This is a genomic window from Rhodococcus sp. KRD162 (assembly GCF_017168335.1).
Taxonomy (GTDB): Bacteria; Actinomycetota; Actinomycetes; order Mycobacteriales; family Mycobacteriaceae; genus Rhodococcoides.
In genome coordinates this window covers 370518-384400 of record NZ_JABFAU010000003.1, presented here as the reverse complement: position 1 = coordinate 384400, position 13883 = coordinate 370518, and the positions used below count along the sequence as shown (strand labels likewise).

Sequence of the window (13883 nt, the reverse complement as noted above, 5' to 3'; positions counted from 1 at the left end):
CGACCGAAAGGGCACCATGAGCACCCTCACGATCGATTCCGTCTCGAAGAGATACGGCGACAAGATCGCCTTGGACAACCTGAGTTTCGACGTCCGGCCCGGCGAGCTGTTCGGCTTCGTCGGTAGCAACGGCGCAGGCAAGACCACCACGATGCGTATCGCGCTCGGAGTTCTGTCGGCAGATTCTGGCCAGGTTCTGTTGGGCGGCAAGACCGTCGACCTCGATGTTCGCCGCACCATCGGGTACATGCCCGAGGAGCGCGGCCTGTACCCGAAGATGAAGGTCGGCCCGCAGTTGGCGTACATGGCCGAGCTACACGGCCTGTCGTCCAAGGACGCCAAGGCAGCAGTGATTCGCTGGACCGAACGTCTCGGCATCGACGAGCGAGTGAACGACACGGTCGACGCGCTGAGCCTGGGGAATCAGCAGCGCGTGCAGTTGGCGGCCGCCCTGGTGCACGACCCCGCGGTTCTCGTGTTGGACGAGCCGTTCTCCGGACTCGACCCCATCGCCGTCGACGTGATGAGCGAAGTACTGCGCGAAAAGGCCGCCTCCGGAGTGCCGGTGGTGTTCTCGAGCCACCAACTCGATCTGGTGCAACGACTGTGCGATCGCGTCGGCATCATCGCCGCAGGCTCGATGAAGGCCATCGGGACCGTCGACGAGCTACGCGGATCGGGGGATTCGCAACTACACGTGCACGCACCCGGCGCCGCACCCGGATGGGCGTCGGGCATCGCCGGAGTCAGCACCCTCGAGCACAGCGACGGCGTCACCGTGCTCGGCCTCGCCCCCGGCACCGATGACCAAGAGATCCTACGGGCCGCACTCGCCACCGGGCCGGTCCACGAGTTCTCGGTCCAGAAACCTTCCCTGAGCGAGTTGTTCCGAGAGGCGGTAGTGGCATGAGCTCCCAACTGAATTCCTTCAGCGCGGTCTCACTGATAGCCAAGCGCGAGTTCACCGTTCAGGTGATGAAGAAGAGCTTCGTCATCAGCAATGTCATCGTTCTCGCCGTCATCGTCGGCGGAATCATCGCGTACTCGATCTTCTCCGGCAGCGGCGACGAGGAACGCGAGGTGATCGGCGTAGCCGGAGACCAGTCCATCGCGGCGGTGTTGGAGGCAACCGGCGACGCCGTCGGGTCTCCGGTGGAGGTCCGTGAGATCGCCGACGCGGCGGCCGCCCGCAGCGGCGTCGAATCCGGGGATCTCGATGTGGCGCTGATCCCGGACGGATCCGCCGGTGCCTACACAGCCGTCACCGAGTCCGACCTGACGGGCACCTTGCGCGCCGTCGTCGAGGGTAGCGTCGCCACACAGGCCACGAATACCGCACTGGCGCAACAGGGTGTGGATCGCAGCGAGCTGGCAGCAGCAACGAGATCCGCGACGGTCACCGTCGACGCGATCGATCCCCCTGACCCCGAGTCCGGTCAGCGAACTGCGTTGGCTCTGTCGGCAGTGTTCCTGCTGTATGCCCAGATCATCGGTTTCGGCATGTACGTCGCGATGGGCGTCGTCGAAGAAAAGTCCTCGCGCGTCGTCGAGTTGCTTCTGTCCACCGTGCGTCCCCTGCAATTGCTGTGGGGAAAGATTCTCGGCATCGGCGCAGTCGGCATCCTGCAGCTTGCCCTGTACGGCATCGCCGGAGTCGGTGCAGGATTGGGCACCGGAGTGCTCACCGTCACCGGTGCAGCGGTGAGCGTCTTCGCCGCGACGCTGGCCTGGTTCATCCTGGGCTTCGCCTTCTTCGCAGTGCTCTATGCAGCGGGCGGGTCCATGGTCTCGCGGCAGGAGGACGTCAACTCGACCACCATGCCGCTGCTGATCCTGATCATGGCCATGTTCTTCGCGGCCTTCTACTCCGTCAGCGATCCGGAGAGCACCCTGGCGAACACATTGAGCTGGATACCACCGTTCTCCGCGATCATGATGCCGCTGCGCATCGCGGCAGGCGTGACCTCGCCGATGCAGATCGTCGGCTCGGCGGTGCTGATGATCATCACCACGGCGATCCTGGCCATGGGCGCGGCCAAGATCTACCAACGATCCATCCTGCGAATCGGCAAGACCGTCTCGTGGAAGGAAGCGTTTGCTCGCTAGGGTTCGCTGCGTAGGCTCCCCGATATGAGCCCACGAACATCCGCCGCCGAGATTCTCGATTCCGTTCTCGACGGCGGATCGTTCGTGTCCTGGGACTCCGAGCCCGTCGACGTCGATCCCGACGACTCCTATCGGCGTGACCTGGCGAAGGCACGGGAGAAGAGCGGCGTCGACGAGTCGGTGTTGACGGGCGAGGGCACGATCGAGGGCCGACGCGTGGTGATCATCGCCTGCGAGTTCGCGTTTCTCGCCGGCTCGATCGGCGTCGCGGCGGCCGAGCGCATCACCTGCGCAATCGAACGGGCGACCGCCGAGAGGCTGCCGCTGATCGCCTCCCCCACCTCCGGCGGCACGCGTATGCAAGAGGGAACGCTGGCCTTCGTGCAGATGGTCAAGATCGCTGCCGCCGTCACCGCGCACAAGGCGGCGCACCTGCCTTACCTGGTGTACCTCCGTAATCCGACCACGGGAGGGGTCTTCGCGTCCTGGGGGTCGTTGGCCCACGTCACCGTCGCCGAACCAGGAGCCCTGATCGGATTTCTCGGGCCCCGCGTCTATCAGGCGTTGTACGACAAGCCCTTTCCCGAGGGAGTGCAGACCGCCGAGAACCTGTACCAGCACGGAGTGATCGACGGCGTGGTGCCGGTCGACCAACTACGACACCTGTTGATCCGGGCCCTTCGGGTGATCGTCGACGCCACAGTGTGGCCCGATTCCGTCGACGAGGGTCCCTCGGTGATTCCCGAGCAGTCCGCCTGGCATTCGGTGCAGGCGTCTCGCCGTCCGGACCGGCCCGGCATCAGAGAGCTCATCGAACATGCTGCAGGCGAACAGGTTCCACTGAGCGGTACCGGACAGGGTGAGGCCGATACCTCGATTCTGTTGTCGCTGTGCCGTATCCGGGGCGTGTCGGTCGTGCTGTTCGGCAACGATCGAAGTAGCAGTACTGCCACCGCAACCATGGGTCCGGCGGCGCTGCGCGAGGCTCGACGCGGTATGCGCTTGGCCGAGGAACTACGCATCCCGCTGGTGCTGGTGATCGATACTTTCGGGGCGGCACTGTCCAAGGAAGCCGAGGAGGGCGGGCTGGCGCCCGAGATCGCGCGTTCGATCTCCGATCTGGTCACGGTGAACACCCCGACGGTGTCGGTCCTCCTCGGCCAGGGCACCGGCGGCGGAGCACTCGCGCTGCTGCCCGCCGACCGCGTGTTGTGTGCCCAGAATGCCTGGCTTGCACCGCTCCCACCCGAGGGTGCAAGTGCCATCGTGCACCGCGACACCGCTCATGCATCGGATATGGCCGAGGCTCAGGGCATCCGTTCGGTCGATCTGCTGCGCGAGCACATCGTCGACGCCATCGTCCCCGAACTCCCCGATGCCGCCGACGAACCAGCTGCATTCTCCGTACGAGTCGCCGATGCCATTGCCCGCGAACTACGCGAGTTGTCCACCGTCGACGCCGCCACCCGGGTTCGGAACCGATTCGGCCGCTACCGCACGCTGGGCACCTGAGCTATCCGCTGCAGATCAGCGCCAGCACATCACCCGCTCGGAGGTCTGCGGGCAACTCCACAGGAACGACGCAGCCGCGCCCCGGGCCGTGCACATCGACCTTGATCACCGCACCCACCGAATGCCGGTTGACCACCACTGCCTGCAGTAGATCCCCGAACTCGGCGTCGACGCCCACCTCGCCGGCGATCACCGAGCGCACCCGCGTCACCAGGATCGGGCCCCAACGCACCGGAGTGCCCTGCGCATCGGCCAGGTCCTCCAGCGCGAGGCCGTCGACTGTGATGCGCCCGCACACACAGCAAGTATCGGCGGGCCAGAGCGCTGGATCGCACCGCGGAACATATGCCGCACCGAGGGAGGGAAGCATGTCGAGAAGTGTCATGAGAAGCAGTCTTGCGCCGGGCGGTGGCGTCGAACAGTGGTGTTGACGCAATCTTGACGGTCCCGGCTCGAAAATTGATGATGAGCCACGTCCTGTACTCCCTGGTACATTCGATCGGGTGATTGCAGACGACGTGTACCGCCGCGGCCGAGCGGGGCTGCCCTCCTGGATCACCGATTCCGACGGCCGTCGCACTCCCCTGCCGATCGCGCGCTGGATGGGCGGCACTTTCTCGACCGCCGAGGACCTCAGAGCGGACGAGGCCTCGATTGCCTTCTGCACCGGCCCGACCCTCGATCTCGGTTGTGGGCCAGGGCGTTTGACCGAGGCTCTCACCAGAGCCGGCGTACCGGCCCTCGGCGTGGACACCTCGTCGGTCGCCGTGGAGATGACCAACCATCGCGGTGGATTCGCCGTGGAGCAGAACATATTCTCCGCGCTGCCAGCAGCAGGTCGGTGGTCACACGTCCTCCTCGCGGACGGCAATATCGGCATCGGCGGCGACCCGGCCGCACTGCTGGCCACGGTTCGGGCGCTGCTGCACGACGCAGGGACGGCCATCGTCGAATCCTCGTTCGAGGTCGACGATCGGAGAGCGCTGGTTCGATGGGAAACCGAAGACTCGGTGGGAGACTGGTTCACCTGGGCCAGTGTCGGAGTGCGCGCGCTGTACTCACTGGCGTCGAGCGCCGGACTGCAGGTCCGGCGAACCATCGAGTGCAATGGTCGCGTGTTCATGGAACTCGCGGTTCACAGTTGCGACCGAGGAGCCGAAATCCCGTGAGCAAGGAGCTACCGAGAACGGCCAAGGGCAGACGAACCAGAGCTGCGATCGTCGACGCCGCGGCGTCGATGATGTACGAGCGCGGCGTCGCGGGGACCACTCTCGACGATGTCCTTGCCGCATCCGAGACCGGGAAATCGCAGCTCTACCACTATTTTTCCGACAAGTCGGATCTGGTCGAGGCCGTCATCGAGCGTCAACTCGAACGCGTCCTCGCCGCCCAACCGATGCTCTCTCGCATCGACAGTCTCGACGATATCGACGTGTGGGCTGCCGAGATCGTCCGCAATCACGAGCAACCCGGGGGCCCGTTCTCGTGCCCTCTCGGATCGCTGGCCGCCGAACTGAAGAACGATGCGGCGTTCGTCCCCAGTCTTCACGCCGCCTTCCGGCGCTGGGAGAAACCGCTCGAGCAGGGACTTGCCCGCATGATCGACCGCGGAGAACTCGACGTGGCGACCGATCCTGCCGCGACTGCCGCCGCTCTGATCGCGTCGTTGCAGGGCGGCATGCTGATCGCGCGGCTCGCCGGCGACGTACAACCGCTGCGCGACGCGCTCGACGCCGCCGTCGCCGCGGTGCACCGACGTCGCACCACCAGTTGACATCTCCGCGAACCCTGGCGGTCGGCTACGAAGTGCGCTAGCCTCGACCTGACAGTTTGTACTACCAGGTACAAAATTGAGACGGGAACCAGAATGCAACGACTTCCCACCTTTCGTAGCCCGATTCGCGGCGTCTGGTTCACCTCCGTACTGGCATCCGTTCTGCTCGTCGCGCTGCCGATCGTGACCGTGACCGGATTCCTCTCGTGGGTGGCCTACGGTCCCCAGTTCGGCCAGGCGATGCCGGGCGACGTCGGTTGGCTACGAATTCCGTCGTTCGACTGGCCGACCGAACCGGTCTGGTTCTACCGGCTGACCCAGGGCCTACACGTGGGTCTCGGATTGATCATGGTGCCGATCGTTCTGGCCAAGCTGTGGTCGGTGATCCCCAAGTTGATCGAGATGCCACCGATTCGGAGCGTCGCCCACCTACTCGAACGGATATCGTTGCTGGCCTTGGTCGGCGGAATCCTCTTCGAGATCATCACCGGCGTGCTGAACATTCAGTACGACTATCTCTTCGGGTTCAGCTTCTACACCGCGCACTACTGGGGCGCATGGGTGTTCATCGCCGGGTTCCTCGCCCACGTGGTGCTGAAATTTCCGACCATGGTCACTGCGCTCCGAACCAGACCGTTCCTGGAACTGATGCGCATCAAGGTGGACGACACGTTGCCCGACGAGGACGACGAATCCGGTTTGGCCGCAACCGATCCAGCTCCCGCGACGATCAGCCGACGCGGAGCGCTCGCCCTCGTCGGCGGCAGCGCACTGTTCGTCGCGGTTCTCAGCGTCGGACAAACGACAGGCGGAATCCTTCGCGGGGCAGCGATCCTGCTCCCCCGCGGGCGATCCTACGGCGACGGGCCCAACGATTTTCAGATCAACCGCACAGCCGAGGCCGCAGGCATCGACGAGGCGCGGACAGGGGATTCGTGGCGGCTGACCGTACGTGCCGGTAACGCCGAGGTCGTGCTCGACAGGGCCCAACTCGAGCAGATGGACCTGCACACCGTCGATCTACCGATCTCGTGCGTCGAGGGCTGGTCGACAGTCCAGACCTGGACCGGTGTTCGGCTGCGCGACCTCGCAGCCCTTGCGGGCATCGACGCCGTCGACACCGGTGAGGTTCGTTCACTCGAACCCTCCGGCTCGTTCAACCGCGTCACGTTCGGGGGACACCAGATGACACATCCCGATTCGCTTCTCGCACTTCGCGTGAACGGGGCCGACCTCTCCCTCGATCACGGCTATCCCGCTCGCATCATGATGCCGGCGATCCCCGGGGTGCACGCAACCAAATGGATCGAATCCGTCGAATTCTTCGGGGAGCCGTCATGAATGCGTTTCGGGCCCGGTACGGAGCAGGGCCGCTACACCTGGCGATCACGGCAGGCTGCCTGGCCCTGGCCGGTCTCGCCGTTCTCACGATCGGCTTTCCTGCGCTGTGGAACAACGATGTGTGGTGGCAGTCCATCGGCCTGTGGTTCGTCGGTGCCGCCGTCGTGCACGACGCGATCCTGTTCCCCCTGTATGCCCTACTCGATCGCGCGCTGGTCGCTCGACTCGGCCGATTCGTCAACGCGGTTCGCATTCCTGCCCTCGGTGCCGGCCTGAGCCTGCTCCTGTTCGCACCGGGCATCTTCCGCCAGGGAAGTCAGACGTACGAGGCAGCCACGGGGCTGACGCAAGAACCGTACGCGATGCGCTGGCTGCTGCTGGTAGCGGCGATGTTCGCGGCCAGCGCCGTGTTCTACGGCGGTCGTGAGGCTGTGCGGGCGCTGCGCACTCGTCCCGTCGGCAATAACCGGGAACGCCAGCACGCACCCAACTAAGCTCGGTCACATGAGCGGCGTGTATCGGCAGGCATTCGACGACAGCATCGACAACCGCGAACGGTTCTGGCTCGACGCCGCCGCAGACATCGCCTGGGACACCCCGCCCACCACTGCGTTCGACGGCTCACACTGGTTTCCCGGAGCTCGGCTGAACACCTGCTTCAACGCCCTCGACCGGCACGTCGATGCCGGGCACGGCGAGGCAACCGCACTGATCTACGACTCGGCGATGCTCGGACTGACCCGCAGCTACACCTACGCCGAACTCCTCGATCAGGTCGCTCGGTTCGCCGGAGTGCTGCACGCACAGGGCGTCGGGCCCGGTGATCGCGTGGTCGTCTACATGCCGATGATTCCCGAGGCCGTCATCGCGATGCTGGCCTGCGCCAGGCTCGGTGCCGTGCATTCGGTGGTGTTCGGGGGATTCGCAGCCAACGAGCTCGCAGCACGTATCGACGACGCCGCACCGGTACTGCTGATCACCGCCAGCGGTGGTTTCGAGCCGGGTCGGGTCATCGAGTACGTTCCGCTGGTGCAGCGCGCCCTGACGCTCACGACCGCGCACACGCCCGCAGTGATCGTGAAGTCACGAGAAGGAATTCCCGGTGAGCACTCCTGGCTGGACTGGGACACTCTCATCGCCGACGCCACAGCCGCACAACCGGTTTCGGTGGCGGCAACCGATCCGTTGTATATCCTCTACACCTCGGGCACCACCGGCAAACCCAAAGGCGTGGTACGCGACAACGGCGGCCATGCCGTCGCGCTGACGTGGTCGATGCGCAATATCTACGATGTCGGTGCCGGCCAGGTGATGTGGACGGCGTCCGATGTCGGCTGGGTGGTCGGGCACTCGTACATCGTCTATGCGCCGCTGTTCGCCGGTGCGACAACGGTTCTGTACGAGGGTAAGCCCGTCGGCACTCCCGATGCGGGGGCGTTCTGGCGGGTGATCGGCGAGCACGGCGTCCGCGCCTTGTTCACTGCGCCGACCGCGTTGCGGGCCATTCGCAAGGTGGATCCTCGGGCAGCCGAACTGGAGAAGTACGACGTCTCCACCCTGGAGGCACTCTTCGTTGCCGGTGAACGGCTCGATCCCGATACGTACGAGTGGATTTCACGCACTCTCGATCGTCCGGTCGTCGACCATTGGTGGCAGACCGAGACCGGATGGGCCATCTGTGCCAATCTTCGCGGGCTCGAACCACTTCCGATAAAACCGGGATCACCCACTGTTCCGGTGCCGGGGTTCCAGGTCGACATCCTCGATGCCACCGGAATGCCCGTCGAGGCAGGAACCGAGGGCAACATCGTCGTGGCGCTCCCGCTGCCGCCGGGTGCACTGGTCGGCCTGTGGAACGACGAATCACGGTTCCAGCGCTCGTATCTGGATACCTTCCCCGGCTACTACCTCACCGGCGACTCCGGTTACATCGACGCCGATGGCTACGTCTACGTCCTCGGCCGCAGCGACGACGTCATCAACGTCGCCGGGCATCGCCTCTCGACCGGGTCGATGGAGGCGGTGCTCGCCGCGCATCCCGCGGTCGCCGAATGTGCCGTCATCGGCATTCATGACGACCTCAAGGGCCAACGGCCCAGCGGCTATGTGGTCCTCAAGGCCGGGGAGAGCATCAGCGAGGAGCAATTACGCACCGAACTGGTCGCCATGGTGCGCGATCAGATCGGGGCACTGGCCACCTTCCGCGATGTGACGATCGTCGGGGCACTACCGAAAACTCGGTCGGGCAAGATCCTGCGCAAGACGATGCGTCAGATCGTCGCCGGTGAGCAGTACGGCGTGCCGTCGACCATCGAGGATCCCGCGGTGCTCGATGCACTGGAGAAGCTGCTCCGCCGCTAGCCCGTCGTGCGCCTTTTGCGTACCTACAGGTACGCAAAAGGCGCACGATGGGTGGGGCACTGTCGACGCTAATTCGCCCAATGATGGCCGAAATCCGCGCGCAATTCGGGTGCGCGGCGCTATACCGTCGTTCCCATGACAGATCTGGAGACCCGGCCTGCCGTCGATTGGCTCGCCCTCGGTGCGGTCGTCGTCACCGTGGTGTCCTGGGCCTCGGCCTTCGTGGCCATTCGCGGCGTCGGCGAATCCTTCGGGGCCGGCCCGTTGGCCTTGGGACGATTGCTGATCGGATCTTCGGTACTCGGCGTGATCGTCCTGGTCAATCACCGATGGGCCAATCGCAGATGGGTCAAGCCGAACCGCACGCAGTGGTTGCAGATCGTCAGCATCGGCGTGTTCTGGTTCGGAATCTACAACGTCTCTCTCAATGCCGCCGAGCAACGCGTCGACGCCGGAACGACGTCGATGATCATTCAGATCGGACCGCTTCTGGTTGCCCTGTTCGCCGGACTCCTTCTCGGCGAAGGCTTTCCGAGATGGCTGGTGATCGGTGCAGGCATCGCATTCGCAGGCGCGGTGATGGTCGGCGTCGTCACCGCGGTGACCACCACCTCGACCACCAAGACCGATGCGAACTTCCTCGGAATCGTTCTGTGCCTGGTCTCTGCGGTGACCTATGCCATCGGCGTGCTGAGCCAGAAACCGGTGCTACGCACGATCCCCGGACTGCAGGTCACCTGGATGGCGTGCACCATCGGCGCGGTGTGCACGCTGCCGTACGCACCGGCGCTGCTCGACGACCTCGACGCCTCCTCCGCCGGTGCCACCGGAGGATTGATCTACCTGGGTGTGGTGCCGACGGCGTTGGCGTTCAGCACCTGGGCCTACGCGTTGACGCGAATGAACGCCGGCAAGCTCGGCATCACCACGTACGCCGTGCCGCCGATCACCATCACGCTGGCCTGGTTGCTGCTCGGCGAGATTCCGCATTATCTCGCCGTCGTCGGCGGGGTGATCTGCCTGGTGGGAGTCGGGTTGTCCCGCAGGCGTTGACCTCGCTCACAGGGCCTTGAAACGAGCGATGGCCACTTCCCGCTCGTGCTTGTGGTCGACGATCGGCTCCACGTACTTCTCTGGGCGCCCGAACTTCAACGTGTGCACGGCTTTGCCTTCTTCGCCGCGTAATTCAGGCACCCAGCGCCGGACGTAGTCGCCGGTCGGGTCGAACTTCTCGCCCTGGGTGATCGGATTGAACACCCGAAAGTACGGCGAGGCATCGGTGCCCGTTCCCGCGGTCCACTGCCACCCGTGCTGATTGCTGGCCAGGTCACCGTCGACGAGATGCGACATGAAGTACCTCGCGCCCCGCCACCACGGCAGGTGCAGATCCTTGACGAGGAACGACGCCACGATCATGCGGACGCGATTGTGCATCCAGTTCTCCGAGTTCAGCTGCCGCATACCGGCATCGACGATCGGGAACCCGGTCTCACCCCTGCACCAGGCCTCGAACAACTCGTCGGCGTGCTTTCCCGAGTCCAGTTCGATCTTGTCGAACTTCTTCACGTAGTTCTCACGAGCACTGTCGGGCCGCTGAAACAGTATGTCGGCGTAGAAGTCTCGCCAGCAGATCTGCCTGCGGTACGACGCCGCTCCCTCGCTACGGAGCTTGCCCAGGTCAGCGAGCATCGTCCGCGGATGAATCGTGCCGTACTTCAGGTGCACCGACATCCGGCTCGTCGAATCGAGATCCGGTCGATTGCGCTCGTCGTCGTACGCCGATACGTGCTCGAGAAATTCCTTCCACTGCTTCGTCGCAGCCTTCTCACCGGCCGCCACATCGGACCCGTCCTTCTCCGAGGGGATCTTCACGCGCCGAACGCCTTTCACCTCGTCCGGGTCGATCCACTCCACGGTTTTCGCGGACGTGTCGGCAGGCCCACGCCAACCGTGCTCCATCCATTGCCGTGAGTACGGCGTGAACACCTTGTACGGTTCACCGTCGCTCTTGACGATCCGGCCGGGAGCGATCGCATACGGCGACCCCGAGTCGACCAAGGTCACCTTCTCGCCGACGCGCCTGTCTCGCTCGCGCCCGTAGGGGCCGTAATCGGCGCTGATGTGTACTTCCTCGGCACCGACCGCCTTCGCCACCTCGGGGACGACCGTCGCGGGGTCGCCGCGCACCACCATCAACCGGCCCCCGAGTTGCTCGTCGAGCGCCTCGAGGGAACGGAACAGGAAGTCCTTGCGCGGTCCGCCGGACGGCGTCAGCAGGCGGTCGTCGAGCACGAAGAGCGCGAGCGCCGGATCTTCCGAATCGGCAGCGGCGGTGAGGGTGGGCAGATCCCCCAGACGGAGATCACGGCGAAACCAGACGATCGACATGGTTGCAGTCTTACCCACGGCGACGTCCCGCAATCCCCTCGACCACATCCGGCAATTCTCAGAGAACCGCCAACGAGGACTCACCACAGTTGCAACAAAGCCCTTTACCTTGGGAAACACAGAAGAGATAAGGAGAACATCGTGAAAGACATTCGCCCCTTCCCCGGCGCTCTCTCCCTGGTAAACAGCACCTGCACTTTCGAGAAGTACTACGAGCAGCTCTACGCCAAGGCTCCGGCGCTCGCCTGGTCACTCGACGCAGACACCGGCCGCCGTAGCGCGCTGGAGGAATTCTTCGCCAAGACACCCGAGGAACGCCGCACCACTGTCGACAGCTGGGCTGCCTGAACCCCCACAATGGACGGGTGACCGAATCCTCGAGTGCCCCCGCCACCGTCCTCGTCGTCGACGACGATGCCGACGTGCTGTCCTCGTTGCAACGTGGACTACGCCTGTCGGGATTCACCGTCATCACCGCATCCGACGGGGCGGAGGCACTCGGCGTGGTGTCCCGCTCGACCCCCGACGCCATCGTGCTCGACATCAACATGCCCGTGCTCGACGGTGCGAGCGTGGTGACCGCGCTGCGCGCCATGGGAAACGACATCCCGATCTGCGTGCTCAGCGCTCGCAGCTCGGTCGACGACCGCATCGCCGGCCTCGAATCCGGTGCCGACGACTACCTCACCAAACCCTTCGTCCTCGCCGAGCTCGTCGCGCGGATTCGCGCCATGCTGCGTCGACGCGGTACCAACCCGGTAGTGCCGGTGTCGGATTCGGGTGCATCGAACTCGGCCGTGGCCATCGGATCCCTCGTGGTCGACATCCCCGGCTATCGCGTCCATCGCGGCGGACTCGATATCGACCTGACCAAGCGGGAGTTCGAGCTACTTGCAATTCTGGCCCGCAACAAAGGCGTCGTCCTCACCCGAGAGCGACTGCTCGAACTGGTATGGGGTTACGACTTCGTCGCCGACACCAACGTCGTCGACGTGTTCGTCGGCTACCTGCGCCGCAAACTCGAAAGCGACGGGTCGCCGCGCATCCTGCACACCGTGCGCGGAGTCGGATTCGTCGTCAGGGAATCGGCATGAGGTTCTCGCTGCGCGCCCGCGTCGCCGCCGCCACCGCGCTCGGAGCCACCCTGGTCGTCGCCGCCCTCGCAGTGGTCACCTCGGTCGCGATTTCTCGCAACAACGTCAACCAGCTCGACGAACGCCTCACGGCCGCGTCCCAGGTGCTGATTCCGACCTCCACGACACTCGAAGCCTTCCTGGATCAGCTCTCCGGCGCGTTCGCCGTCACCATTCGCAGCGGCGATATCGTCGTCGCATCCACACCGACCCGGCTGCCCGCGCTCGACACCGGATCGCAGACCGTCGACGTGGACGGTCAACGATTCCGCGTCTACACCGCGGAGTCGACGGCGGTCTCCTCGATTTCCATCTCCATCGGCGTGCCCGCCATCGAGGCGCAGCAGGTCACCGACGAGCAGCAGCGCCAGGTGATCCTGCTGGGGCTGGCTGCCATCGCGGTCTCCACAGGCCTGGGCTGGCTGTTCGGCGGCCGGGCCGTCAAACCACTGGTGACGTTGACCCGACAGGTCAGCGCGCAGCCGCCTACTGCTCCCGAAACACGCACTGGCGTCACCGAAGCCGACGAGCTCGCGGTGGCGATCGGAGGAATGTTGACGAGGTTGAACGAGGCGCAGGATCGCACCAACGCCGCGCTCGACACCGCACGCGACTTCGCCGCAGTGTCCGCACACGAGCTTCGGACCCCACTGACCGCGATGCGCACCGACATCGAGGTACTCAGGACCCTCGATCTCGAACCCGCACAGCAGCAGGAAATCCTCGGAGACCTCGAACGGACCCAGGGCCGCGTCGAGACGACACTGACCGCCCTCGAGCGACTCGCCTCGGGCGAGCTCTCCAGCGAGGGCGACCGCATCGAGACCGACATCATCGACATCTGCGATGTCGCGGCTCAGGATGCACAACGACTGCACCCCGGGTTGGACATACGCGTCGAGACGGCCCCCGATGTCGAGATCACGATGCGCGCGCTACCGACCGGTCTGAGACTGGCCGTGGACAACGTGATCGGCAATGCCGTTCGGCACGGTGACGCGACCTCGATAGTCATCACCGCCGAACGGACGGACGACACGGTGCGGGTTCTGATCGACGACAACGGATCCGGAGTTCCCCCGAGCGAACGCGAAACAGTGTTCGGCCGATTCGAGCGCGGCACAAGGGCAGCCAAGGGCGGCTCCGGTCTCGGTCTGGCTCTGGTGGCGCAACAAGCCGAATTACACGGTGGCCGTGCCTACTTCACCGACAGCCCGCTGGGCGGCGCGCGCCTGGTGCTGGAGCTGCACGACCGCTGAAATCGCGGG

At 65.0% G+C, this 13883-nt stretch carries 14 protein-coding genes; 12 read left to right on the top strand and 2 right to left on the bottom strand.

All coding sequences use genetic code 11. From position 1 onward, the window contains the following. Positions 1-16: 16 nt before the first annotated feature. From J1M87_RS04265 to J1M87_RS04255, 3 genes are read left to right on the top strand one after another with little or no spacing between them, the layout of a single operon-like run. Positions 17-910: an ABC transporter ATP-binding protein gene (locus J1M87_RS04265; protein ID WP_206488099.1), complete on the top strand. Its 894-nt coding sequence runs from the start codon at positions 17-19 to the stop codon at positions 908-910. Next, on the top strand, positions 907-2106 hold the full coding sequence (locus J1M87_RS04260; protein ID WP_206488097.1) for an ABC transporter permease: 1200 nt from the start codon (positions 907-909) through the stop codon (positions 2104-2106). Before J1M87_RS04265 ends, J1M87_RS04260 begins: the two co-directional genes overlap by 4 nt. Positions 2107-2130: 24 nt before the next feature. Next, positions 2131-3618 carry a carboxyl transferase domain-containing protein gene (locus J1M87_RS04255; RefSeq protein ID WP_206488095.1) on the top strand — a complete coding sequence of 496 codons (1488 nt, stop codon included), beginning with the start codon at positions 2131-2133 and terminating at the stop codon, positions 3616-3618. A 1-nt stretch (position 3619) separates the two neighbouring features. Here J1M87_RS04255 and J1M87_RS04250 read toward each other — a convergent pair whose 3' ends face one another. Beyond that, positions 3620-4003 (bottom strand): hypothetical protein, encoded by a 384-nt coding sequence (locus J1M87_RS04250; RefSeq protein ID WP_206488093.1) that lies wholly within the window; start codon positions 4001-4003, stop codon positions 3620-3622. Positions 4004-4121: 118 nt separating this feature from the next. On the opposite strand from J1M87_RS04250, the gene J1M87_RS04245 reads away from it, so the two are divergent. The 6 genes from J1M87_RS04245 to J1M87_RS04220 all read left to right on the top strand — a co-directional run bounded on the left by J1M87_RS04245 (position 4122) and on the right by J1M87_RS04220 (position 10147). Next, entirely contained in the window at positions 4122-4787 is a 666-nt protein-coding gene (locus J1M87_RS04245; protein WP_307830727.1) for a methyltransferase domain-containing protein, read from the top strand. Continuing rightward, on the top strand, positions 4784-5392 hold the full coding sequence (locus tag J1M87_RS04240; RefSeq protein ID WP_206488815.1) for a TetR/AcrR family transcriptional regulator: 609 nt from the start codon (positions 4784-4786) through the stop codon (positions 5390-5392). Before J1M87_RS04245 ends, J1M87_RS04240 begins: the two co-directional genes overlap by 4 nt. A gap of 93 nt (positions 5393-5485) precedes the next feature. Continuing rightward, entirely contained in the window at positions 5486-6733 is a 1248-nt protein-coding gene (locus tag J1M87_RS04235; protein WP_206488091.1) for a molybdopterin-dependent oxidoreductase, read from the top strand. Then, positions 6730-7227, top strand: coding sequence for a hypothetical protein (locus J1M87_RS04230; RefSeq protein ID WP_206488089.1), 498 nt, complete (start codon positions 6730-6732; stop codon positions 7225-7227). The genes J1M87_RS04235 and J1M87_RS04230 overlap by 4 nt, the downstream gene beginning before the upstream one ends. 10 nt (positions 7228-7237) lie before the next feature. Then, positions 7238-9094: a propionyl-CoA synthetase gene (locus J1M87_RS04225; protein WP_206488087.1), complete on the top strand. Its 1857-nt coding sequence runs from the start codon at positions 7238-7240 to the stop codon at positions 9092-9094. 135 nt (positions 9095-9229) lie between these two features. Continuing rightward, entirely contained in the window at positions 9230-10147 is a 918-nt protein-coding gene (locus J1M87_RS04220; protein WP_206488085.1) for a DMT family transporter, read from the top strand. Between the two features lie 6 nt (positions 10148-10153). On the opposite strand, the gene J1M87_RS04215 is transcribed toward J1M87_RS04220, so the two are convergent. Further along, complete coding sequence (locus tag J1M87_RS04215; RefSeq protein WP_206488084.1) at positions 10154-11482, bottom strand: deoxyribodipyrimidine photo-lyase; 1329 nt, start codon at positions 11480-11482, stop codon at positions 10154-10156. 141 nt (positions 11483-11623) lie between these two features. On the opposite strand from J1M87_RS04215, the gene J1M87_RS04210 reads away from it, so the two are divergent. From J1M87_RS04210 to J1M87_RS04200, 3 genes are read left to right on the top strand one after another with little or no spacing between them, the layout of a single operon-like run. After that, positions 11624-11830 (top strand): hypothetical protein, encoded by a 207-nt coding sequence (locus tag J1M87_RS04210; RefSeq protein ID WP_241256525.1) that lies wholly within the window; start codon positions 11624-11626, stop codon positions 11828-11830. A gap of 17 nt (positions 11831-11847) precedes the next feature. Continuing rightward, positions 11848-12576, top strand: a complete 729-nt coding sequence (locus J1M87_RS04205; protein WP_206488082.1) for a response regulator transcription factor — start codon at positions 11848-11850, stop codon at positions 12574-12576. Next, positions 12573-13874, top strand: a complete 1302-nt coding sequence (locus tag J1M87_RS04200; RefSeq protein ID WP_206488080.1) for a sensor histidine kinase KdpD — start codon at positions 12573-12575, stop codon at positions 13872-13874. The genes J1M87_RS04205 and J1M87_RS04200 overlap by 4 nt, the downstream gene beginning before the upstream one ends. Positions 13875-13883: the final 9 nt, after the last annotated feature.

Coding starts and splice junctions, on each gene's coding strand:
- J1M87_RS04215 (WP_206488084.1), bottom strand. CDS start 11,482: ATGTCGATCGTCTGGTTTCGCCGTGATCTCCGTCTGGGGGATCTGCCC.
- J1M87_RS04255 (WP_206488095.1), top strand. CDS start 2,131: ATGAGCCCACGAACATCCGCCGCCGAGATTCTCGATTCCGTTCTCGAC.
- J1M87_RS04265 (WP_206488099.1), top strand. CDS start 17: ATGAGCACCCTCACGATCGATTCCGTCTCGAAGAGATACGGCGACAAG.
- J1M87_RS04200 (WP_206488080.1), top strand. CDS start 12,573: ATGAGGTTCTCGCTGCGCGCCCGCGTCGCCGCCGCCACCGCGCTCGGA.
- J1M87_RS04250 (WP_206488093.1), bottom strand. CDS start 4,003: ATGACACTTCTCGACATGCTTCCCTCCCTCGGTGCGGCATATGTTCCG.
- J1M87_RS04260 (WP_206488097.1), top strand. CDS start 907: ATGAGCTCCCAACTGAATTCCTTCAGCGCGGTCTCACTGATAGCCAAG.
- J1M87_RS04230 (WP_206488089.1), top strand. CDS start 6,730: ATGAATGCGTTTCGGGCCCGGTACGGAGCAGGGCCGCTACACCTGGCG.
- J1M87_RS04220 (WP_206488085.1), top strand. CDS start 9,230: ATGACAGATCTGGAGACCCGGCCTGCCGTCGATTGGCTCGCCCTCGGT.
- J1M87_RS04225 (WP_206488087.1), top strand. CDS start 7,238: ATGAGCGGCGTGTATCGGCAGGCATTCGACGACAGCATCGACAACCGC.
- J1M87_RS04235 (WP_206488091.1), top strand. CDS start 5,486: ATGCAACGACTTCCCACCTTTCGTAGCCCGATTCGCGGCGTCTGGTTC.